General features: G+C 51.9%; 18 protein-coding genes. 7 read left to right on the top strand and 11 right to left on the bottom strand.

Going from position 1 to position 23,788, the window contains the following annotated elements:
* Window positions 1-2 precede the first annotated feature (2 nt).
* Entirely contained in the window at window positions 3-1,427 is a 1,425-nt protein-coding gene (locus tag DFER_RS11895; protein ID WP_015811879.1) for a hypothetical protein, read from the bottom strand.
* Window positions 1,428-1,461: 34 nt separating this feature from the next.
* Window positions 1,462-2,778 carry an amidohydrolase family protein gene (locus DFER_RS11890; protein ID WP_015811878.1) on the bottom strand — a complete coding sequence of 439 codons (1,317 nt, stop codon included), beginning with the start codon at window positions 2,776-2,778 and terminating at the stop codon, window positions 1,462-1,464.
* Window positions 2,779-2,923: 145 nt separating this feature from the next.
* On the opposite strand from DFER_RS11890, the gene DFER_RS29225 reads away from it, so the two are divergent.
* From DFER_RS29225 to DFER_RS29585, 3 genes are all read left to right on the top strand, one after another.
* Complete coding sequence (locus DFER_RS29225; RefSeq protein ID WP_143828721.1) at window positions 2,924-3,949, top strand: T9SS type A sorting domain-containing protein; 1,026 nt, start codon at window positions 2,924-2,926, stop codon at window positions 3,947-3,949.
* 31 nt (window positions 3,950-3,980) lie between these two features.
* Window positions 3,981-5,627 (top strand): hypothetical protein, encoded by a 1,647-nt coding sequence (locus tag DFER_RS11880; protein WP_083769107.1) that lies wholly within the window; start codon window positions 3,981-3,983, stop codon window positions 5,625-5,627.
* Window positions 5,628-5,702: 75 nt separating this feature from the next.
* A complete protein-coding gene (locus DFER_RS29585) occupies window positions 5,703-7,355 on the top strand; it encodes a hypothetical protein (protein WP_015811875.1) in 1,653 nt (550 codons plus the stop codon).
* A 148-nt stretch (window positions 7,356-7,503) separates the two neighbouring features.
* Here DFER_RS29585 and DFER_RS11870 read toward each other — a convergent pair whose 3' ends face one another.
* The 7 genes from DFER_RS11870 to DFER_RS11840 all read right to left on the bottom strand — a co-directional run bounded on the left by DFER_RS11870 (window position 7,504) and on the right by DFER_RS11840 (window position 17,713).
* Entirely contained in the window at window positions 7,504-8,175 is a 672-nt protein-coding gene (locus DFER_RS11870; protein WP_015811874.1) for a DUF4369 domain-containing protein, read from the bottom strand.
* Window positions 8,176-8,308: 133 nt separating this feature from the next.
* Entirely contained in the window at window positions 8,309-9,151 is an 843-nt protein-coding gene (locus DFER_RS11865; protein WP_015811873.1) for an endonuclease/exonuclease/phosphatase family protein, read from the bottom strand.
* A gap of 107 nt (window positions 9,152-9,258) precedes the next feature.
* Window positions 9,259-10,479, bottom strand: coding sequence for a purple acid phosphatase family protein (locus DFER_RS11860; protein ID WP_015811872.1), 1,221 nt, complete (start codon window positions 10,477-10,479; stop codon window positions 9,259-9,261).
* Window positions 10,480-10,515: 36 nt separating this feature from the next.
* Window positions 10,516-12,246: a RagB/SusD family nutrient uptake outer membrane protein gene (locus DFER_RS11855; protein ID WP_015811871.1), complete on the bottom strand. Its 1,731-nt coding sequence runs from the start codon at window positions 12,244-12,246 to the stop codon at window positions 10,516-10,518.
* Window positions 12,247-12,252: 6 nt separating this feature from the next.
* Window positions 12,253-15,864: a TonB-dependent receptor gene (locus tag DFER_RS11850; RefSeq protein WP_041736394.1), complete on the bottom strand. Its 3,612-nt coding sequence runs from the start codon at window positions 15,862-15,864 to the stop codon at window positions 12,253-12,255.
* 163 nt (window positions 15,865-16,027) lie between these two features.
* Entirely contained in the window at window positions 16,028-17,053 is a 1,026-nt protein-coding gene (locus DFER_RS11845; RefSeq protein ID WP_015811869.1) for a FecR family protein, read from the bottom strand.
* A gap of 72 nt (window positions 17,054-17,125) precedes the next feature.
* Window positions 17,126-17,713, bottom strand: a complete 588-nt coding sequence (locus tag DFER_RS11840; protein WP_015811868.1) for an RNA polymerase sigma factor — start codon at window positions 17,711-17,713, stop codon at window positions 17,126-17,128.
* 167 nt (window positions 17,714-17,880) lie between these two features.
* Between DFER_RS11840 and DFER_RS11835 the strand changes: the two genes are divergently transcribed.
* From DFER_RS11835 to DFER_RS11820, 4 genes are all read left to right on the top strand, one after another.
* Complete coding sequence (locus tag DFER_RS11835) at window positions 17,881-18,585, top strand: NUDIX hydrolase (RefSeq protein ID WP_015811867.1); 705 nt, start codon at window positions 17,881-17,883, stop codon at window positions 18,583-18,585.
* Between the two features lie 585 nt (window positions 18,586-19,170).
* Window positions 19,171-20,835 carry a ribulokinase gene (locus DFER_RS11830; RefSeq protein ID WP_015811866.1) on the top strand — a complete coding sequence of 555 codons (1,665 nt, stop codon included), beginning with the start codon at window positions 19,171-19,173 and terminating at the stop codon, window positions 20,833-20,835.
* Window positions 20,835-22,325, top strand: a complete 1,491-nt coding sequence (gene araA, locus DFER_RS11825) for an L-arabinose isomerase (protein ID WP_015811865.1) — start codon at window positions 20,835-20,837, stop codon at window positions 22,323-22,325. Before DFER_RS11830 ends, araA begins: the two co-directional genes overlap by 1 nt.
* Window positions 22,326-22,343: 18 nt before the next feature.
* The gene (locus DFER_RS11820) at window positions 22,344-23,048 is read left to right on the top strand and encodes an L-ribulose-5-phosphate 4-epimerase (protein WP_015811864.1); all 705 of its coding nucleotides are present in this window, start codon (window positions 22,344-22,346) and stop codon (window positions 23,046-23,048) included.
* On the opposite strand, the gene DFER_RS30110 is transcribed toward DFER_RS11820, so the two are convergent.
* Both DFER_RS30110 and DFER_RS11810 read right to left on the bottom strand, forming a co-directional pair.
* Window positions 23,045-23,194 (bottom strand): hypothetical protein, encoded by a 150-nt coding sequence (locus DFER_RS30110; RefSeq protein WP_015811863.1) that lies wholly within the window; start codon window positions 23,192-23,194, stop codon window positions 23,045-23,047. The two genes, DFER_RS11820 and DFER_RS30110, sit on opposite strands and share 4 nt — an antisense overlap.
* A gap of 142 nt (window positions 23,195-23,336) precedes the next feature.
* Window positions 23,337-23,525 (bottom strand): hypothetical protein, encoded by a 189-nt coding sequence (locus DFER_RS11810; RefSeq protein WP_015811862.1) that lies wholly within the window; start codon window positions 23,523-23,525, stop codon window positions 23,337-23,339.
* Window positions 23,526-23,788 lie beyond the last annotated feature (263 nt).

The following is a 23,788-nucleotide window of genomic DNA, read 5'->3' as shown; positions in this document are numbered from 1 at the left end:
TCTTAATTTCCTCTCGGTTGCGAACGTTCTCCTTCTCGGGATGAGCGCGGTGTGCTCTGCTGCCGGGCCGGAGGCTGTGTGGCCGGCCGTGCCGACGGCGTTGGTTGTGACGTTGTGGGCCGTGGTGCTGGCGCAGGACGTTCCGCGGGCGCCTGGCGTGTCGGCCTCTCGACATTCGGGCGGGTTACCTCCGGCCTTGGCGAGGGCGCGGGGCGCGTCACTTCGGGTCGCGGAGACGGCTGCGTCACATCGGGTCGCGCAGGCCGCGTCGGGCGTTCGATATCCGGGCGTGTAACCTCCGAGCCGGGTTCGGAAGGTCGCGATGTGCCAGGCCTTTCCACGGACGGCCGCGTAGTGCCGGGCCGCGTTGCATCCGGGCGCTCATTGCCTGGTCGGCCCGAGTTGCCATTGCCGGGCCTATCTACTGACGGACGCGTAGTACCGGGTCGCATAGTACCGGGTCGCGTAGATCCGGGTCGCGCAGTACCGGGTCGCGCGGTCGAAGGCCTGGCCATTACCGGCCGGCCGGTTTTATCAAACTTAGGCAATCGTTCGCGAGTGGTAGGAGCCTGAGGATAGCGTTTTGCAAACAGCGCCGAACCTTGTCGTGCCGATGAAGGCTTTGTGTATGTTTTACGGTAGTCTCCGCGCGTGTAGCGCGTCCGCACGATCACCGACCGAGACCGGAAGTCTCCGCCGTAGTAGTGCGTGTGCCACACCGGATTGCGGTAGCTCGGCCAGCGACGGAAATGCCCGTTGTAGTAATAATGCCAATGATAGTGATAGCCATAGTAGTAATGCCAGTACCGGGGCCGCCACGGACGCCAGTAGGAGGGATAATAATGCCAGCGCCACGGCGAACGCCAGATCACATAGCGGGGAACATATATGAACTGAATCACCGGCCAGTTGGAAACATAGGTCACGTTTTCCTGAACCCTGTCCGGTTGCACCTGGCGGTCGCCCGTGTATCCCGGGTTGGGCGTCTCGGCTACCGCTCCGGATTGTGCATTGGGTTCGATAATATAGTCTTTTCCATACAGATCCTCATCGCCAACCAGCTGGATCCAAACCTCGCCATCAGCCTTCTTTTCTACATAAAATGCCGCCACGTTCTGATCTTCGGTGTTGCTCACTGCTACTTTCAGCGTAATCGTGTGCATGTTGCCGTCCACATTGTCCTCCACGCGGATGTAGTCGATCTGATTGTCGCCGTCCAGGTCGAGGTTGTTGATTTCCGAATCTTCTTCATTGAGTTTTCGCTCAAAACCTTCCAGCGTTTCAGACTCCCGAAACAGCTTTAAAACCGCATATAAATTGAGGTTATCGCCGGGAAGGTCGAGTTTCTCTTCTTCGGATTGCCCCAAGGAGCGGCTACCGGTCCAGAGCATCAGCGCACTCAGCAAGATCAGAAGGCGAGTTTTCATTATCTCGATGTTTTAAGCAATGTAACTATCCGGCTCATTTAATCCAAACGCCGTTCAACATTGCCCTGGTAACATTGCGGCACGCGGAAATGTCGTTCAATGGATTGCCTTTAATGAGGATCAGATCGGCCTGCTTACCTTTTTCGATACTGCCAAGACGCTTGTCGATACGGAAAAAGCGTGCATTTTGCATCGTAGCCGCAGTAATCACCTCGGCTGGACTAAGGCCGCTAGCTACCAGCAATTCCATTTCCCGCTGAAAAGCCCAGCCTGTTTCGGCGTAAGGGATCATCGAATGCGACCCTACCACGATTTTTGCCCCGGCGCGGTGCAGCTTGCCGGTTATCTTTTTCATTTTCAAAAACCCTTCCAATCGCGCAGTGTCCAGCGGCTGGCCGTCGGCGGCCTGGTATTCAAATGCACCGAGTGTAGGGGTTACAAATGTTCCTTTACTTTTGAGAAAAATCCCTAGCGAATCGGTCATAGGGCTGTCGGGATTAATGCTTTTCCAAATGTCGTAACGACCTTGTTTTCTCGCATTATTGTCGGCCATGACCATCTGCCGGTACCGCTCGCCGGCCCTTTGCGGAACGAGCGACAGCCCGAACGACGTAATATGTTCAATGCCATCCAGGCCTGCTTCGATCGCCTCGCGGGCTTCGGTGATTTCGAGATGCGCGGTCACAGGCAGTCCGCGGGCATGTGCGGCTTTGCACACTTCGCGGATAATGGCCGGAGGTAGGCGATAATATACCTTGATCACCGACGCTCCCCGGTCGGCCAACCGGTTCACCTGGCGCACGGCCTCTCCGGCATCCCTCACCACGTAGGCGTCGCGCGGGTAGGCAGGTGGAAACATATCCAGGTGAGGGCCGGCAAGGAAAAGCCTCGGGACCGGCTCGGAGCCGGCCCGTTCGCCATCGTACGCCTCGATCCATGCACCCGGGTCGCGGAGCGAAGTAACGCCATTAAGGAGAAACCGGGCCGGAAGGTTATGAACGCCATCCAGATGAAAATGGGCATCGATAAAGCCGGGCAACAATGTGAGGCCGGCGGCATCGACGACCTGTGCGCGGGGTGGGATTACGGTATTTTTCATGGATCCTGCCGCGGTGATCAGCCCGTTTTCGACGATGACGCAGCCGCTGTGCAGAGGCACGTTCCCAGTCCCGTCGATGATGGTCGCGCCGATGATGGCGATGATGCCGCTTTCGGAGGCAATCTCCTTATGATTGACTTCGCGGATATAAGCCGCACTATCGACCGCTCGTCTGTTAACGGTACATCGGACGAGGGCTAATATGACCGCGACGTAAACGACGTGACGGAATATTCGGTGAATGGGGCTCATCGTAATACGCAGCTAGGTCCAGGGTTACGGGCATTGAAAACCGGTCGGTCATCTCTTTCTGCCTCAGGCTCAATGCATGCATTAACCCTAATTCAAAGTGCAGAAATTTGATTTCTACTATATCAATACTTTAAACAAGCATACTATGAGAACAAGAAGAATGTGGTTCAGCGTCATTGCGCTGACCGTTTTATTGATGCCGCAGCTGGTGCGCGCACAGAATGCAGGCATCAACATCCAACCTGCACAGCCGTCCATCATGGAAGGAGCTCAGGGATTTTTGGACGTGACAATCTGCGCTCAGGACGTTGTAGCGGATGCCGTTCCCGCAGGTGTTTTAAGGCCGCTTATTAGTTTTCCTGACAATCTGACGATTTTGGAAGTGACTAATCTGGATGGAAGCGCACCTACCGCTGAACTCGAGATTCAAAAGCTTGAAAATGATCCGGTGCAAGGACATAACGTGAGAGTGCTATACCTTCCGCAATTGCCGAATTTCACTTGCTACACTTTTCGGATTCGGGTGCAAGGGAATGCCATTGGAACCGGACTCATCACGGCAAATTTAGCATACACGACCCCGTTGAGCAACAATCCGAACGATGACAACAGTACTACAACCATCCCGGTCGTTGTGAACCTGCCTGTGAAGTTAACAAAGTTTGAAGCCGTAAAGCAAGAGGGGAATGCGTCCCTGACCTGGGCGACGTCCGAAGAGACAAACAGTGATCGGTTCGAGGTGCAGCGCAGTGCTGATGGCAAAGCCTGGGCGACGATCGAAACGGTCCAATCTGCGGGAGAAAGCACCACAATCCGAACCTACGAAGCAGTAGACAGAAGTCCGATGAACGGCGAAAACCTTTACCGGTTAAAGATGATCGATAACGACGGAAGTACCGCATTCAGCAGTGTAAAGGGCCTGAGATTCGAAATTGCCTCGGCAATGGTATATCCAAATCCGGTGGTTGATTTTCTGCATTTGAGCGATAAGAATTGGGAGAAGGTGTCGGAGGTGTCCATTCACGACAACACGGGCCGGCGCATGTACTTTTCGGGAAATGAGCCTGAATCCAAAATCGATGTGCGACCGTTCACTCCCGGCATTTACACGGTTCGGATTAAAAATGCGGACGGTTCCGAAAACAGGTACAGTGTTGCAGTTGTCAGGTAATTTATGTTTTACATTTTTCTCCCCCATATGTATGAAAGTTTTACTAATTTCTTCTCTTTGCATTTTCTTGCTGGCAATTAGTGTTGGGAATGCCCAGCAGTTTTCTCCAACTACGGGTCATTCCTGTTACAATTGCCATCCCGTTAACTATTCTATGTCAAAGTCGCCCAGCATCTCAAATGTTTGGGATCCATATGGCAGTTCGGTAGATTCCTGGAATCTTCCTGGTAAGCTCTTGCCGATTCCCCCATCGACATATTCTCAGGGACTGCCATCTGGGCAAGGAAAAAATTCGTTTGTGACGCTTAAAACTTCTTCTCAAGGGATTTATAATGACCAGCTGGCTATTGATGTTAGCGGTTTTGTTGTTGGGAAAACTTATAAGTTTAGTTACGCGGTCCTTTCCGCAAGTATCCACTATCAAGCTGGTAATAACTCGCCTTTCGGAGAGTCCGCAACTATGAACATTTTCACAGTTGGGCAGAATCCTAATTTGTTCATTGCAGAGAAGATAACCACATTTACAAATCTCACTCGGAATCAGTGGCTTACCGAGGAAATTACATTTGAAGCTCTGGCTCCCACACTTAGATTTAAGCTGTCTGGTAGCACACCCGGTCAATCCGCAGGCTATGTCAATTTTAGTATTGACAAGTACCCGCTTGAATGTCCACTTTCATCGAGCCAGGTAAACTTTACATTTCCTTCGAGCAAATATAATGTTATGTTCCCTTCAAGCACACTCGATTTATCAACAGTTAGCATTAATGGCGGCGTACCGGAGTCTGCCGAACTGGTGTGGAAACTTGGCCCTAATGCCACCGATCCATCACTTTCACCTGAGGAAGCATCGAAAGTTTCTGTTTCAAATCTCGATCCTGCAAACCTTAAACCTTACTATGCTTTCTTCTATGCGAAGGACTTTAATTGTTATAATGTACCTGTATCGCAAGCAGAATTGAAATTCATGCATGTCTCTCAACAGGTTCCCTTAAAAGAAACGAATGTCGCGATAGCATGCCCTGACACCACGGCTGACCTGACACTACTGGAAGACAATCCCGCCGCCCAGGTGAGGTGGTACAAAAATAATACGCATTCGGGATTGCCCGTTTTCGATGCGAAGGCCGCTCCGCCGGGCGACTACTATGCTTTTTATTATGAATTCTCGGCAGGCACTTGGTCGCTTAAACCAGGGGAGGTGGCGGCTCCTAAGGTATCTGTCGTTAATGCAGTGGCTGCGGGCACCCCGAATCTTGGACCGACGCTCGGTATTAATTCGTTAGGTTTCGGGCCGGGCGCTGTCAGGGACTTTGTTGTCAACATTCATAACATTGCCCAGCAAAACAGCAATTGCTCCGTTTATTTCCTGGTCTCTAAAATCCCGGGTTACAACATTCAATACCAAACCACTGCTGGCCAATCTGACGTAGACGGAGGGACTGCAAATAACAATGACAAGTGGACTTTTTCGGAGAATGCAGGTTTCATTACGGTGACATCGAAGACGGGCATGGCAGCCGGAGAGAAGTCTGTCATTGGTTTTAAAATATCTCGAAATGGCGGAACCACTGCCGGAACCACACAGACTTTAAACGTCATCATTCCGGCCGCGGGTGGTGGTGGCGAGAATGTTCTTGACAATAATCAGGTCATTACCGCTTTCACGGCTAACTAAGTAATTAATCACTACGCGTCCGCGGTGGCTATGCATCGCGGATGCTAAACTATCATTCGCATTTTCTATTAATATATGAAATCTATTCTATCTTGCCTTATTGGCGCGCTTCTCCTTTGCTCGGTTGCAATTCATGCGCAACAGTTTTCTCCGACTACCGGCGTGCCGTGCCCTAATTGTGTGCCGACCAATTACAATGCCATTGGTACGCCGTTTATATCGGATATCTACAATCCAGGTATTGATGTTACAAAACTTGATTACCAATGGTACATTTATATGGGAGTGCTGGATGTTCCTCCATCCACCTATTCTCAGGGTCTACCTGATGGAGCTGGTAAGAATTCGTTCGTTTCACTTAAGACTTCTGAAGGAGCAGTGAACGACAAACTTTATGTGGATGTAAGTGGGTTCGATGTTAACAAAACCTACGTATTCAGATATAGCGTATGTGCAGCTAATGTTTACGATGGTGGTAACACTGATGAGATAATTTATGCGGAATCTGCTAAGATGGAAATTGTAACTGTCGGTCAAAATCCCGATATTTTAGTAAAGTCGCAAACAACTGATTTCCCCGATGCACAGAGCCAACAGCATTGGACAACGAGAGTTATAAGTTTTAAACCATTGTCCCCCACGCTTCGATTCAGGATGTCGGGCAAAACACCTGGCAGTACACCCGGCTACGTACATTTCAGCATCGACAAATATCCCTTCGATTGTACACCAAGCGCTCAGGTTTCCATAGGCACCCCGTCGCCGATCAATACACCTTTTCCTTCTGATAAGTTGAATTTGAACGCAGTGACAATCAACAGCACACCTCCGCAGAACTATGAGCTTGTATGGAAATCCGGACCTAACTCTACCGATCCAAGCTTGACGCCGGAAGAGGTAGCGAAAGCGCCCATTTCGAATGCAACGGCAACCTTGAAGCCTTACTATGCATTCTATTATGCCAAAGATCTTAATTGTTACAACGTACCGACATCTACGGCTGAAATGAAGTTTATGCATCAGCCAACGCATGTTTCGCTCAAAGCGACAAACGTAACAATTTCGTGCCCGGCTACTACGACTGACCTAACGCTGCTGGAAAATCCCGGAATGCAGGTGCGTTGGTATAACAATGATACGCATTCGGGATTATCGGTCCCTGACCCCAAAGCCGCCCCTCCCGGCGATTACTATGCTTTTTATTATGACTTTCTTGAAGGGACATGGTCTCTTTTGCCAGGTCAGGCGACGACTTCGAAGGTGCATGTAGAAAACGCTGTCAATGCTGGCATCCCCAACCTCGGCCCTACCATGAGTATCAACTCCTTGACCTTCGCCCCAAACGCAAGCAGGGACTTCGTCGTCAGGATACACAACATTAAGGCGGAGGATAGCAATTGTTCGGTTTATTTTATGGTTTCCAAGATGCCGGGTTTTACGATTTCGTATAATCCCGGAGCCGGGCAGTCGGATGTTGATGGCGGGATTTTTAACAATAATGATTTCTGGACTTTCACGGAAGATAATGGTTTTATCAAAGTTACTTCCAAGTATGGCATTGCGGCCAATGGCTATTCCGATATCGGTTTTAAGGTAACACGCAACAGCGGGACGCCGGCCAACACTACGCAAAGCGTATCCATCATTATTCCTGCCGCAGGTGGAGGCGGAGAGCAGATCACGACCAACAACACGATAATTACATCTCTCAGTAGCGGGATTAACTAGCGGCGCACTGAGTGAACCTGACCAGTATGATGTACACGGTTGCTTTATAAATCGCACGGTTCTTTCAAATAGTTTTGGGAGGACCGTGCATTTTTTTCGATTGCCCTTGATTGGAATGTTTGCGAGAGTAAGCTTCGTTTATATTCAATTACTTTCTGACGATCCCTTTGCTCCGCTCTCTCAAAAACCGATAATTCCGATGGTGCGCGAGTGAAGGATGCAGTTTTTCGAAGAGTTTGCGGTCTTTCAATGCAAACCAGTTCACTTTCAGAAGATACAGGCTCACGTAGGATTTCGGGTGGCTGGTGATGAATGCGGCGGTCGAATCCCATTGCATTTCGCGTTCCGTGGCCTGCCTGACGACCCAGTATTTTACGCTGTCGGCGTGGTTGCGCTTTTTTGCAAGCGCCTCGGCGTGAACGTAGGCGTTCTGCCGCTGGTCGGAAGGCGTTTGGATGCGCGTTTGGTATTCCTGCCATTCCTCGTTGCTTTTAGAACGGCTTACCTGTGATCGGGCAAGGTTGGATGTGTCGAGACGGATTTCGGTGCCGGGGTCGAAGAAGAAGGTTAATGCGCCCTTCTTTTGAGATACCTGGAATTGGTAGAGGTCCGGGAGCAGGTCGGCGTCCATGCTGAGGTGCGTGGTGTCGAAACCGAGGCGGATCGAATGCACCACAGCTGCGAAACCCTTTTCCCGCGTCAGTAGAATGGCTTTTCTGTCGTTCCATGCCTTTGGCGCAATAATCTTGATTTTGACCCTTTCGGTGGAGCTGAAAGCAAGCGGGAAAATGGTAAGGAACAGCAGCAGCGTTTTAAGCATTTTGAGCAAACGATATTCGTAACACGCTTACAATTTAAGACTTATCCGGCATATAATATCAGCAGCCGGCCAATCGCGATTGGATAGGTTCCGAAATGCGACGGGCCGGCTGCCGATAGATCATTTGTAAAATTTACTTGATCTCAATTTTCACCAACACAGGCTGGTGGTCCGACGGATAGCGCTGCTCTTTGGAATCGGTAAGAACGCCGTATTTCAGCACGTCCACATTTTTGCTCACAAAAATATAGTCAATGCGTGCCTTCATCGGCGCATCGAATTTGAAGCTGTTGAATGTGCCTTCCGGGCCGTAAGGCGCTTGTTTTGTCACGTCGTGCGTGTCGTTAAGCGCGGCGCCCAAGGTTTTGATCTGCTCGGTTTCCGGTGTGGAATTGAAATCGCCTGTCAGGATTGCGGTGCTGTTGCCGGCGATTTCCTTTATTTTTTTGACCATCAAATGGCCCGATTGCCGGCGCGCCTCTACGCCCTGGTGGTCGAAATGCACGTTGAAGAAGAAAAACTTCTTTTTAGTTTTCAAATCCTCAAACTGCGCCCAGGAGCAAATGCGGTTGCAGCAGGTAGCATCCCAGCCCAGGCCCGGTTTGTCGGGAGTTTCGCTCAGCCAGAAGTCGCCTGATTTGAGCAGTTTGAAACGGTCTTTTTTGTAAAAAATAGCCGAATGCTCGCCGCCTTCCTTACCATCATCGCGGCCTTTGCCGTAGTAGGCGAATTCGGGGAGCTCGGCCACGTCTTTCAGCTGGCCTACCAGCGCTTCCTGCACGCCGAAAATGTCGAATTCGTGGAAGCGGATGAGGCCTTTGACATTCTCTTTGCGGTTGGGCCAGGCATTCACGCCGTCGTTGGGGGTGTTGTAACGAAGGTTGTACGACGCTACATTAATAGTTGCGGTTTTCTGAGCGAACGATGCCGTTGTAACGAGCAGCATCGCAAGCAGGTAAAGGGCAAATTTTTTCATTAGGTATGAAAGATGATTGGTTAACTATAAAACAAAAGACCCCGAAGGGTCTCCTGTTTCGGATTCAAAAATATGCGATTAATATTAACTCATGATGAAAATCCGGGTCATTTGCCCTTCTTCGGGATCAGGAATTTTCCTACCAGTTCGCCATCGTCACGGATCATTTTGAGGTCCAGCTGCTTGCGGGTGGCGTGGAGCTTGATGAGCGTCCGCTTTCCTTCCAGCGGTCCGCCGCCGATCACGATCGGCCAGTTATGGTCGGCGTCGGGCTCGTGCGTCATGTAGCGGTGCGTATGCCCGGAAATTTGCAAGTCGATTTTGGCTTTGTTCAATACCGGCCCGAACAGTGCGCGGCAATGCATCGTGCCGTGCCAGTCGCCCGAATGGTAGGGGGAAATGTGGATTAGTACAACGCGGAAATCGGCCTTTTTGAAATCTGGCGACTCTATTTCTCTTTCCAGCCATTTTTTCTGCACTTCCCGGTAACGGTCAAATGCCGATAGCCCGCCGTATTCCACACTGTCGTCGGTTTTGTCCTCGCCCGAATCCAGCACCACAAACCGCACCGGCCCGCGGGTGAATGCGAAGTAGTATTTGCTGTCGGGGTAGGCATAATATTCCGGAATGTGACGCGAGAAGCTGCCGCGGCATTCATGGTTGCCTTGCGTGAGCAGGAACGGAAATTCGGTCGCGAAAATGTCAACCGACGGTTTGATCAGGTGATCCACCATTTGCTGTTCCTCGGTCACCCAGTCGAAGCAATCGCCGTTGAAGACGACGAAATCGTAATCTTTGGCATTACCCGTGTACCCATGGCGGTAGAGCAGCTGCGGGATGATCTGCGGGCGGTCGTGGATGTCGTTGAAAACCACCATTTTGAATTCATCCTCATTCTGCGGCCAGGTTTTGAAACCGTACATCGGGCTGGCAATGGTTTCGCCGAACTCCACTTTCGAGCCTTTGTAACCCAGCACCTCAGTGGACACGATCTTGTATTTGTGCTCCGTGCCCGGTTTGAGGTCCGTCAATGTGATCTTGTTGATCCGGTTATTGGCCTCGATAAGCCCGTTGTTATAGCCGAATTCGCGCTTGCTCGTGTAAGTGCCCGCGCCGTATTCTACCCAGCTGAAACAGTTTTTATGGGTAATCCACATGATCGTGACCTCGTTCGAACCCATATTCTGCAAATAGGGGCCGGCTACGAAATGGTTCTTTTCGGCTGCTGCGGGCTGCATTTCGGCCGCCTGTGCGCCCGCGGCCGGCAATAAACTCAGCGCCCCGATCCGGGACATTTTCTCCAAAAACGACCTTCTGTCTGAAAGCATAAAGTCAAGGGTTAGGAATAGTCGAATGATAATGCATTATTCCCAGTTAGGGTTTTGCGTGAGGTTGGTGTTCAGCAAGCGCTCCTGCTTGGGGATCGGGTAAAGGTAGTCCCTGTTTTCGAGAAACTTCTTGGTAATGTGGCCGTTTATGACCATGTTGCCGCCTTTCGCACCGTTTTCGAGAATGATCTCGCTACCGAGTTTCAGCAGCTGAGCTCCTTTGATATCGGGCTTGTTGCCTTCATAAATCACCAGGTCAATGGTCCCGTTTCTGTCGAGGTCATACTGGCCGGGGCCGGGGAAGTACATGCCTTTGTATTGTTTGGTCAAAGCCTGGCCTTCTTTCCAGCGGAGGATGTCATCCCAGCGGAAGAAGTTTTCCATTACCAGTTCAATGCGGCGCTCGCGGCGGATCTCAAGGATTACACCCGAATTTTTGCCGGTAAGCTGCGTGTACTGCTGCGCCTGGTAAGGGTCCGGGTTGGCATTGGCCTGAGCCATATCGATGTTCGGCATGCCGGCGCGGTCTCGGGTGAGTTTCGTAGAAATGTCGAGGTCGGCCTGCGTCAATGTGCCTTTTTCGGCTTTGGCTTCGGCATAATTCAGCAGCACTTCGGCATAGCGGAAAATCGGCATGTCGGTAATGTCCTTGTTGAATGTATCCCATTTCGGTTCCGACACGAATTTGATCAGCTGATAGCCCGTCACGGTCGCGCCGAATTCCGGAACGAGCTTCGTCGTTTCGCCAATGCGCGTGTAGCCCGGCGTGCGGATCGTTTGTGCCAAACGCGGATCGCGGTTTTGCACTTCTTCGAAAAACTGCATCGTTTCGTAGCCTTTTTTATCGGTAAAGCGCGAGCCGTCGGCCATCAGATAGCTGTTTACCAGCTTTTTCTCCAAACCCGGCCGGCCGTAGGAGGCGGTCATGGTGTAGTAATTGAGGTTATGGTAAACCTGCAATTCATCGCTGAAATCACGTGAGAGGATCACTTCGTCGGCAATGGCATTATCCGAAGAGAAAAGTTTCAGATAAGCGGTCGTCGGCGTGGCTTTGTAAATGGTATAACCGCTGTTTTTCATCAGGTCTTCGGAAGCGGAAATGCTCGCGTCGAGAAATTTATCCGCATCCGGCAGGTTAAATTCCGTGTGGTATTTGCGGAAAGTGCCTTCAAAAAGACCAACGCGGGATTTCAATGCCAATGCGGTCCACTTGGTGATGGTATTCACCTGGCGGCTTGCGTCGAGGTTCGCGATCGCGTAATCGATGTCTGCCATTACCGAGTCCATGACGAGCGTGCGCGGGTCGCGGGCTTTGGTGAGCAGTTCCTCATCTTCGAGCTCGATGGTGGTCGAGTACCAGGGTACATCGCCGAAGCGTTTTACCATTCCAAAATAGAAATAGGCGCGGAAAAAGCGTGCGAGGCCATTGTACTTGGCAACCGCCCGTTTGTCGGGACATTTGTTGGAATTGGCCAGGAAGTAGTTGATATTCCGCAAATTGCCCCAGCCCCAGCCGCCGCCGCTGGTGGGCACCACCCGGGTACCTTGCAGCTCATCGCGCAGGCTGGTTTTGACTATATTATCCACATCCTCATTATACACGTCTTCCGCCGACGGCAGTGCATTGTAAAATGAGTTGGTATAAAGCAAAAGGTCGTTTTCGGTATTAAAGAATGTCTCCGGCGAGATCGCGTCCTGCGGGAGCTGGTCCAGATCACAGGCCACCAGGCCGAGCGAAATGGCGATGATGCTAAGTATTTTTTTCATCGGAATTTAGAATGTGAGGTTAAGACCGGCTGAAATGGTTTTGGACAATGGATAAGTACGACCATTGGTGCCGTCGCCATCGAACTGCTCGGGGTCGATGTATTTCGAGCGGAGCGGGGTGTAGGTCAGCAGGTTTTCGCCGCTGATATAAATCCTCGCTCTCGGAACGCGGATCATCTTGCTGATGCGCTCAGGCACAGTGTAACCGATCACGACGTTTTTCAGGCGCAGGTAACCCACGTTCTGAATGTAACGGTCGTTGACAGCCCGCAGGTCGCCACCGTCGTTGAGTGCCGTGTAGCCGCGCAATACCGGGAAATAGGCATCGCGGTTTTCGGGCGTCCACACGTCGTCGCCGAAATCTTTGGGGATAAATGAATAGTAGGGTCTTGAATAGGGCCCCCAGAATTTATCGGCATTGTTGCCTGGGTACCAGTTCCTGCGAAGAATACCCTGTGCGAGTGCCGAAATATCGAATCCATTCCAGGACGCGCCGAGGTTCAGGCCGTAGCGGAATCGAACGCGGTTGTTACCCACGATTTTCAAATCGCCCGGGTCGCTCAGCGTGTTGGCGCCGTTGTTGATCTTGCCGTCGCCGTTGAGGTCGAGGAACCGGAGGTCGCCTGCTTGCAGCTTGCTCCATTCTCCCGGCGCGCTCAGGCGCTGTCTGTTCACGAATGTCTGATCGATCTTGTAAGCCTGCGCTTCCTCATTGCTCTGGAACATGCCGTCAATCGAGTAACCCCACATTTCACCGATCGTCTGGCCTACGTAAGGACTGGAAAGCACTTTGTTCGGGTTATCGTATTTGGTGATTTTCGATTTGGAGTCCGAAACAATGAAGGACACATTGTAGGTGAGCGCTTTGCCGGCCAGTTTGAACATATCAGCCCACGCGATGGATAGCTCGAAACCTTTCGTTTGCAGATCGCCCGCATTCTGGGTAGGAACGGTGGCGCCGTACACCGATGGCAGCACCTGCCCGGGAATGAGCATGTCGGTCGTGTTGCGGATGTAGCCGTCGAACGATAGGTTCAGGCGGTTTTTCAGTAAGGTGGCGTCCAGACCGATGTTGGACGTCGTGGCTGATTCCCACGTGAGGCCGGACGAAATAGGTGCCGGGCTGCTCACATATTGCAGTTTCTGGCCATTGGTAATCCAGTTCGACTGCGCCGTAGGCATCATCGGAACGTAAGGATAGAAGCTTGCTGAGCTCGGGTTGTCGTTGAACTTCGGAGGCAGCTGGTTACCCAGCGTTCCGTAAGAAGCACGGATTTTCAGGTTGTTCACCACATTTCGCGCTGATTCGAAGAAATTCTCCTCGCTCAAACGCCATCCCGCCGACACCGAAGGGAAGAAACCATAGCGTTTTCCGCCACCGAAACGAGAAGTACCGTCGTAGCGGCCATTCACTTCGAGCAGATATTTGCCCTGGTAATCATAGTTCGCACGGAAAAACGCGCCGAAGAGCTCATACTGGTACGCACCACCGCCCGAAAGCTGCTCGCCGGTACCAAGGTTGAGGTCGTTAATACTCTCGGACAGCAGGTTTTTACGCGAGCCCGCCAGCACCTGATGTTTGCGCGATTCGTAGTTGATACCCGCCGTTGCGCCGAAGTAATGCTTGCCCATCGTATGGTTGAACGACGAGAACACGTTCACGACATTCTGCGGATCGAACCAGAAAGTTTTCTTCAACTGATCGGTGTTGTAGTTCGGAACGGTCGTGAGAATGCCCGGCTGGATCGAATAAGTAGCCACGGCGGAGCGGTACCAGTCGTCGGTAATGTAGAATGAGTAGGAGTGGTTCGCGGTGAGGTTCCAGTTTTTGGCCAGATTCATTTCAACCGTGTTGATCGTCGTCAACTCATGCACTTTTTGCTCACCGCCGGCAATGCCTTTGAGCAGGTTGGCGAATAGCCCGTCGCCGATCGAATAGTTGTTTTTCAATGTATTGTAAGTCGGCGTGCCGTCGGGGTTACGCGGTGCGTAAATGGGCAAAGCGTGCACGGTAATGGCTACGAAGTTGGAGTTGGCGCCGCCTTCCAGGCCCGGATATTTGTATTTTGAATCAAAATACTGGGTATTGTTGCTCACCTTCAACCAGGGCGTAAGCTGGGCGTTGATCTTGCTGCGAAGCGTGTAGGATGTGAATTTATCGGTATTGATCCGCATGATCCCGTCCTTCTCAAACACGGAGCCTGACAGAAAGTAGTTGATCTTGTCCGTGCCGCCGGAGAGGTTCAGGTTATGCTGGCGCGAGGGCTGGCTCATGTTGAAAATCGTGTTCCACCAGTCGTAGTTGCCATAATAATTGTAAATGTCCTTGCCATTCACATTCTTCACCACCACCCACGGACGGGCCGGGTTTTCGGTTTTATCGTACCGGCGCGCTTCAATTTCCGCATAATCTTCCTCGGAATAGCGGGTATAGCTGTTCCCCGTTGCGCGGATGAACGCATCATCGTTGATTTTTACATAATCATAGCCATTGGTCATGAAATCGGTATTGATCGTCGGTTTCGACCAGCCGAAGTTGTTGCTGTACGACACGGTTGTTTTGCCGTTTTTGGCAGTTTTGGTAGTCACCAAAATCACCCCGAATGCACCACGCGCACCGTAAATGGCCGATGCCGCGGCATCTTTCAGTACCGATACCGATTCCACGTCGCCCGGGTTAATGCGGTTTATATCGCCCGGGATACCGTCGATCAGCACGAGCGGCGCACCGCCGTTTACCGAAGTTTCTCCGCGTACATTCAATGCGCCTCCCTTGCCCGGCTGGCCCGTGCTGAATGTAATGTTCAGGTTAGGTACCATACCTTGGAGGATCTGCGACATGTTGTTCAAAGGCCTGTTTTCCAGGTCTTTGGATTGGACCTGCGACACGGCGCCGGTCAGGTTCACGCGTTTCTGCGTGCCATAACCCACCACCACCAGTTCCGACAGCGCCTTGTTATCCGCCTGTAAAGTCACATTCACTTCGGTGCGGGTACCCACCACGATTTCCTGCGGAACATAACCCACAAAGCTGAAAACCAGCGCCGATTCCACATTCGGCACCGTGATCTCAAACTTTCCGTCGCCGTCCGTGGTGGTACCCTGCGACGTTCCCTTCACGACAATGCTCACACCGGGCAGCGTGCCCTGGCCGTCGGACGAGCTCACGGTCCCGCGCACCTGGATTTCGGTGGGCAGCACGTATTGCTGCAACTTCTCTTCCAATTCGGGGATTACGGATTCCTCGCGGCTGACGCGCGTCCGGGCGAGTACGATCTGGTTGTTGATGAGTTTGTAATTAATTCCACGAGGCGCCAGCAGCTGGTCCAGCACTTTGGAAAGCTTCTGGTTTTTTACCTCAATGCTGACGTTCTCCTTCACGGAAACCCGGCTGCTGTACACGAAGCGGGTATTGGCACGGGCCTGGATCTCGTTCAGGGCCTGTTTAAGCGAAACATTGCGAAGCGTGAGCGTCAGATCCTTGCTAAGCACAGACTGGGCCGCAGTTTCCTTCGCATAACTGCCGGCTGCGAGCGAGACGGCAAGAATCCATTGAAGCAGTCCAATGCGCATAATTTTTCGCCAGTCGACGGGCTTGTTACGTACTGTTTTTTGCATAATTTTGATTGTCTGATGGTTAGGCACTGTTGGATAAAACATCCTTTTGAAACGGTGGTACGAGGAAAAAGGATGGCATTGGGGCCGGGTAGTGGTGGTACACTTCCGGCCTTTTTTACGGTGGTACGGACGGGCTCATAAGTTCATGGATGGGTATTAAAGATTATTCACATGGTTCTCCGGTGATGGTAATGTTATGGTCTGAAATGGCGTAAGTTACATCCAGCGATGTGCACAGGATTTCGAGAATGCTGGGGAAAGTCTGCGACTCGAAATTGGCGGTGAGGCCGCATTTGGCCAGGCCGGGGTTCGCAAGTGAGATCGATACATTGAAGCGTTTTTCGAGCTGTTCGATCACGCTGTTCAGTGGTGTTTCTTCAAAAATGATGGTAACGGGCTGGTAAATCTCCTTTTTGGCTTGCAGGGGCGAGGTTTTCGAGATCAGGCGCTTGGAATCGAGTTCGAACAATGCCTGCTGCTTCGGTTTGAGGATCACTTCCTGCTTATCGAACGACTGGCCCTGCGCCGTCACCTGCACACTTCCGGTAACCACGTCCACTTCAAATTGCTTCTGGTTTTCGATCGCCTTCACATTGAAGCTCGTCCCCAGCACGCGAATGTCCATATCGCCGCTTGTGATGTGAAACGGGCGTTTTTTATCCTTTTTCACATCAAAAAAACCTTCGCCCGAAAACCGCACCAGCCGCTGATTGTTGGCAAATCCGGTACTGTACACAATGATCGCTTTCGGGTGCATGGTCACCACGCTGCCGTCGGGGAGCTCGTGGCGTACGATCTGTGTGCCGGTGTTTTCGAAAGTGGTAACGGGCAATGCTTTCGACGGAATGGGCTTTTTGGCCGTCACGGTCAGCTCGGGTAACCGGATAGCTTTCATATTGCCAACCAGGAAAATGCCCAGTACAACGAGGACCGAAGCCGCGATTCCTGCCAGCCAATGCCATGGCCACCGGCGCACGGGCCGCTCTTCGGTCATATCCAGCTCCCGGCGTATCTCCCCGAATGTCGTGTGCCGCAGTTCGTCCTGTTCCGCATCCGGCAAATGATCGAGGTAGCGCGGCTCGCCGTCCAGCGACGCATACCAGGCTTCGACGATTTCTTTCTCCGCATCGGTGCAGGCACCAGACAGATATTTTTCGAGTAACGCAGGCGGAATACCGTTTGGCTTCATGAGATCGGGGATGTTGTCAACCCGGAAGTCGCGCGCCGAAAGGGTAACCCTTAGTAGCTTTTGAAAATTTTTTTAGATAGAAGCAAAAAGGAGCAGGGCGCAGATCATGTGCTCTTTCAAATGCGCTTTCAAAATGCGTAACGCCTTGGTAATGTGCTGCTCCACGGTTTTTTCCGAAATGCCGAGCTGCTCGCCGATCTGCTTGTTGGAAAAGCCCTGGCGGCTCATCACAAACACTTCCTGGCATTTGGGAGAAAGCAAATGAAGCCCTTCTTCGTAGCGGTGCTGAAGATCGGAGGCGAGAGTAGGCTGGTCGGCGGGCTCGGAAGCCTCGCTGCGGTGGATTTCCCATTGCCCATAGTGGTGCTGACGCGTGTATTCTTTCCGGTAGAAAGATATTATCAGCCGTTTGGCAATTGTAAAAAGAAATGACTGGCCGCATTCCACCTGGTTCTGGCGGCGTTTCTGCCAGACATTCACAAACAGCTCCTGAACGATTTCCTGCGCCGTGAAGCGGTCATTAACCTTTGAATAAGCGTAATTGAACAGCGTTTTGAAGTAGCGGTTGTACAGTTCCCCGAAGGCCAGCTCATCGTCCTGCTCGCTGATTAGCGCAAGGATATTTTCATCGGAACAGGTAGCGTAAAAATTGTTCATCATGAAGATAGCCTTTTAATAATCTGATTATTTTCGCTGAGAAGCGGTACAAAATTCGTACTTAAATTTGTGAGTTAACTCTTTGAACAGATTAAGTAATCTCGTTCTTTTTTTTACTTTCTTAACATAAACTTAACATTTTCCGGGATTCGCCGGGGAAATATTTTGTGATGACTAACTATCCCCAGGCCTCCCGGATTCTCGTGGCCATCGACTGCATTATTTTTGGTTTTGATGGAAAGGATATCAAGCTGTTGCTGATCAAAAGAAACTTCGAGCCGGAGCAAGGCAAATGGTCGCTGATGGGCGGCTTCCTGAATGCCGACGAAGACCTGGCCGACGGCGCCGCCCGCATTCTCTACAATCTTACCGGCCTTCAAGACATTTATGTAGAGCAGCTCGAAACCTTCGGCAGGGCCGACCGCGACCCCGGCGAGCGCACGGTTTCCGTCGTGTTTTTTGCATTAATCAAAATCGACGACCACGACTCCGACGCGGTGAAGAGCCACAACGCCTCGTGGATCACCCTCGATGCCCGACCGAAGCTCATATTCGACCATGAAAAAATGGTACAGCGGGCCATCGAGCACCTTAAATACAATGCCGCCCTGCACCCGATCGGCTTCGAGCTGCTGCCCGAGCGCTTCACGATCCCGCAGCTGCAAAAGCTCTACGAAGCCATTTACAACATCCCCATCGACCGGCGGAATTTCAGCCGGAAGTTGCTTTCCACCGGCCTGCTCATCGATACGGGGCTTAAAAACAATAATAGCGCCACGAAGAAGGCAGCACTCTACAAACTCGACGCCGAACGGTACAAGACGAAATTCCACTCGTTCTGGAACTTTATGCCGGACTCGATGAAAAGCCAGTAGGGAGGAAGGGGAGGATGGAGGAAGGAGAGGATGGAGGAACAAAAATGTGCGACGCTGGTGCGAATCTCTTGATTTGTACCTAATATTCGCAGGCCTCCGGCCGGTCAATACCGCAAGGCGATTATGCCGTACCGGCCTGCCGGAGGCCTGCGAATATTTAGTCACAAAGGTTGACCTTCGCGCCATGCGCAAGGAATGAGCGAAATCGCGTAGCGATGTAATATTGGTAGCAATGGAAATGCGGGGTATTTCGGAAATCCCGTTAGGGATGTAACAACAAAAATTACGAGGCCGGGTATAGCAGATGCGTGGTTGTTGCATGCCCAAGGGCATTTGTTCAACGCAAAACTATGATGCTGCTACCAATATTACATGCCTAACGGCATTTGGTCTTAGAAAGAATCCTTTCCAACTTTCTCCTTCCTTCCTTTTCTCCTTCCTTCCCTTTCTCCTTCCTCCCTTTCCTCCCTCATTAAAATTTAAATTGTGTCAACAATACACTAAAAACAAATTTATTTATATTTGTTAGGTGATAAGTTAAATAAATGCGTCAAACTGGTCTGAGAACATCCTAAACCGACATCTATGGAAGAGAACTACGTCATTGGTATCGACTTCGGTACCGATTCTGTGCGGGCATTAGTCGTAAATGCGAATACGGGAGAGCAGGCCGGGACGGCCGTGCAGGAATATCCGCGCTGGAAGCAGGGCAAGTATTGCGATGCGGGCAGCTCGCAGTTCCGGCAACATCCGCTCGATTATCTGGAAAGTATGGAAAGCGCCGTTCGCGGAGCATTGGACCAGGCGCCGGCCGCCGTTCGGCAGCAGGTGCGCGGTATTTCGGTGGATACTACCGGTTCCACACCCGTGGCCGTCGACAGGCAGGGCACGCCGCTGGCGCTGTTGCCCGAGTTTGCCGAAAATCCGAATGGGATGTTTATCCTTTGGAAAGACCACACGGCCAATGCCGAAGCAGAGGAGATTAACCGGCTGGCGCATCGTTATGACATTGATTTTACAAAATATGTAGGCGGGATCTATTCCTCGGAATGGTTCTGGGCCAAAATCCTGCGCACGTTACGTGTGGACACGGCCGTGCGCGAGCAAGCCTTCTCATGGGTAGAGCATTGCGACTGGATTTCTGCCGAGCTCACGGGCATGACCGATCCGCTCCAACTGAAACGTTCGCGCTGCGCCGCAGGGCACAAAGCGCTCTGGCACCAGGATTTCGACGGGTTACCGTCCAATGCATTCTTCACCGAGCTCGACCCATTGCTCGACGGTCTCCGCGACCGCCTTTTCAGCACCACCGAAACTTCCGACCAACCGATGGGCACCATTTCAAAAGAATGGGCGGCAAAGCTGGGCATTCCCGAAAACGTCGTGATCGGCGTAGGGGCGTTTGATGCGCACATGGGCGCGGTAGGGGCGCTGATCGAGCCGTATTCGTTGTGCAAGGTGATCGGTACTTCCACCTGCGACATGCTCGTGGCACCGAACGAGGAAGTCGGGCATTTGCTCATCAAGGGCATTTGCGGGCAGGTGGATGGCTCCATCGTGCCGGGTATGCTCGGTATGGAGGCAGGGCAGTCGGCGTTTGGTGACATTTATGCCTGGTTTTCCAAACTGATCATCGAGCCTGTACGCACATTGCTCGGCGAGGAGGAAGCGGCTGAACTATCGAAAAAGCTGATCCCGCACCTGGCCGAACAAGCGGCGAAGTTGCCAGTTACCGAAAAAGACATCATCGCCATCGACTGGCTGAACGGCCGCCGCACCCCCGACGCAAAACATACGCTCAAAGGCGGACTGCTCGGCCTGAACCTCGCCAGCGACAGCCCAAGGATTTTCAAGGCATTGGTAGAAGCTACCGCTTATGGCTCCAAAGCGATCGTCGAGCGGTTCCGCAGCGAAGGTGTGCCTATTCACCAGGTAATCGCGATTGGCGGCGTGGCGAAGAAGTCGGCATTTGTGATGCAAACGCTGGCCGACGTGCTCAATATGCCTATTAAAGTGGCCACCTCCGAGCAGGCTTGTGCATTGGGAGCGGCCATGTTCGCTTCGGTGGCGGCAGGCGTACACGCCAATTTGCAGGAAGCGCAGGAGGCCATGAGCTCCGGTTTCGACGCAGTGTATGAGCCGCGCGAGGCCCAGTCGGCCATTTACCAGCAGCTTTATCAGAAATACCTCGAAGCGGGGGCTTATATCGAAAATGAATTTTTACAAAAAGCATATTTAGAACTTACCTGATGCTTGATTTAAAACAGTTTGAAGTCTGGTTCATCACCGGAAGCCAGCATTTGTATGGCGAGGAAACGCTCCGGCAGGTTGATGAGCATTCACAAATCATTGCCCGGCACCTCGACCAGGCCCCGCAGGTTCCCGTGCGGGTTGTTTTCAAACCGGTGGTGAAATCGCCGGATGAGATTTATAACATCATTCAGGAGGCTAACAGCGCTTCCGCCTGTATTGGTATCGTGGCGTGGATGCACACATTTTCGCCCGCCAAAATGTGGATACGCGGCTTGCAGATCCTGCAAAAGCCCCTGCTGCATTTGCACACCCAATACAACCGCGATATTCCCTGGGCGGACATTGATATGGATTTCATGAACCTGAACCAGTCGGCGCACGGCGACCGGGAGTTTGGCTTCATGATGACGCGTATGCGCCTGAACCGTAAGGTGATCGTAGGGCATTGGCAGCAGGATCATGTACTCGACGGCCTGGGCCAATGGGCGCGGGTGGCAGCCGGCCGGCACGACCTCAAAGGCGCGAAGTTTGTCCGTTTCGGCGATAATATGCGCGAGGTAGCTGTTACCGACGGCGATAAGGTCGCTGCGGAAATGACCTTCGGGTTTTCTGTAAATACCTACGCGGTGGGCGATTTGGTGGCGGTGATCAACCAGGTTTCGGATAGTGAAATCGCTGCGTTGATTCAGGAATACCAGGATGCGTACCAACTCGCGTCCGGTCTTGAAAACGGTGGCCAGCGCCACCAGGCATTGCGCGATGCTGCTAAAATTGAACTGGGTTTGAAATACTTCCTCCGCGATGGCAATTTCAAAGGTTATACCAACACATTCGAAGACCTGCACGGCATGAAGCAGCTGCCAGGGATCGGCTCACAGCGCATGATGGCGGCGGGATACGGGTATGCCGGCGAGGGCGACTGGAAAACGTCGGCCATGGTGCGCGCATTGAAAGTGATGGCCAGCGGCCTGCCGGGCGGTAACTCGTTCATGGAGGATTATACTTATCATTTCAATCCTTCGAACAACCTTGTGCTCGGTTCGCATATGCTGGAAATTTGCCCGAGCATTGCCACAGGCAAGCCGTCGGTGGAGATCCATGCGTTGGGGATAGGAGGGAAGGAAGATCCTGTCCGTTTGGTGTTTAATGCACCTGCCGGCCCGGCGCTCAATGTGTCGTTGGTGGATATGGGCAACCGATTCCGGCTGCTCGTGAATGAGGTGGAAGCCGTGGAAGCGACCGAGCAGCTGCCCAAACTGCCCGTGGCGCGCGTGCTGTGGAAGCCGCAGCCCGATATGAAAACCGGCTGCGCAGCGTGGATTCACGCGGGTGGAGCGCACCATACGGCATTCAGCCAGAATCTCACCACCGACCACATCGAAACATTCGCCGAAATGGTGGGCGTAGAGCTGGTCGTGATCGACAAAAATACGACCTTGCGGCAGCTGAAAAACGAGCTGCGTTGGAGCGAGGCTTATTACCGGTAACCTGAAATATCGACTGAAATGTCTAAATACAAATACCTGAAAGAGCAGGTGTACGAGGCCAATATGGAAATCCCGCGGGAAGAGCTGGCGATCGTGACTTTTGGCAACGTGAGCGGTGTAGACCGGGCGGAAGGCGTGGTGGCGATCAAGCCGAGCGGCGTGCCTTACCACCGGCTGAAAGTGGAGGATATCGTGATCGTGGACCTGGATAATGCGTTAGTAGAAGGGAATATGCGCCCGTCTTCCGACACTAAGACGCATACTTTGCTCTACAAAAGCTTCCCGTCGATTGGGGGCGTTTGTCATACGCATTCTACATACGCGGTAGCGTGGGCACAGGCGATCCGGCCCATTCCGAACCTGGGAACGACGCACGCCGACCACCTGACGGCCGCTATTCCCGTGACGGAAGTGATGTCCGACGAGATGATCCAGCGCGACTACGAGCTGGAAACGGGCAATCAGATACTGGATCTGTTCAAAAAGGAAAACCTGAGCTACGAAGAGGTGGAAATGGTGCTGGTGGCCTGCCACGGCCCATTTACCTGGGGGAAAGATCCGGCAAAGGCGATATACAATTCAATTGTGCTGGAAGAAATTGCCAAAATGGCCTATCTCACGTTGCAGATCAACCCCTCGGTCACGACCATCAAGCAAAGCCTGATCGACAAGCATTACTTCCGGAAACACGGCAAAGATGCCTATTACGGCCAGGGCTGCTAGTTTTTCTTTCCCGACCGGCGGCTGGCGATGTTGCGCATTTGCTGCAATGCCTCCTGGCGGGACATGGCTTTTTCGTTGGACTTGGCTTCGTTGATGGCTTCTTTGGAAAACCGGCCTTTGAGAAGATTGAAAATCGTAAATATCATAGGATTTAAGATGCCAGGGGAAAACAACCCATTAGCTATTCCAAACTTACTAAAGAACGCGCTATAAAAAAAAGCTGCCGGTGTTCCCATTCACCGGCAGCTTATGATCTTAACGTTGAGTATAAATGAGTGCTTTTTGTAATCAGGACAATGCCGCTTTGCGCAGCTTCTTTCCGGGGTGAAATTCGTCTTGTATCCAGCGTACAAAATTATGGGAGTTGGTTTTGTAAATCTCCATCGATAAAGGCTTGATACCGCTGAATTCAACCTCTTTAACGTACTGTGCGTGCAACTTCAGAATCTCGGCCAGGGTTTTGCTGTCAGTTTTCATTAAATCATTGTGTTAAGGTGTACACTGGTTGTCGGACAGTGTATTATAAAGGCATACCCGACCCTTCATAAAATCTTTTAATATTTAAAAAATCCTATTATTGATTTGAAACCTTATAGTAGTGGGGCAAAAACAAAGCTCCGCCCGTGCATCGCAGCCTGCAATGCTCGTCCGGATTGTTACATAATAGGGCAATTTGTGGAGGTTTGCTTCGCTTTGTAAACCGGCTTATCTGTTTGACTATCAGTTTGTAAGATTACCGA

Source organism: Dyadobacter fermentans DSM 18053 (genome assembly GCF_000023125.1).
Classification (GTDB): Bacteria; Bacteroidota; Bacteroidia; order Cytophagales; family Spirosomataceae; genus Dyadobacter; species Dyadobacter fermentans.
This window is presented reverse-complemented; position numbering and strand designations above follow the sequence as displayed.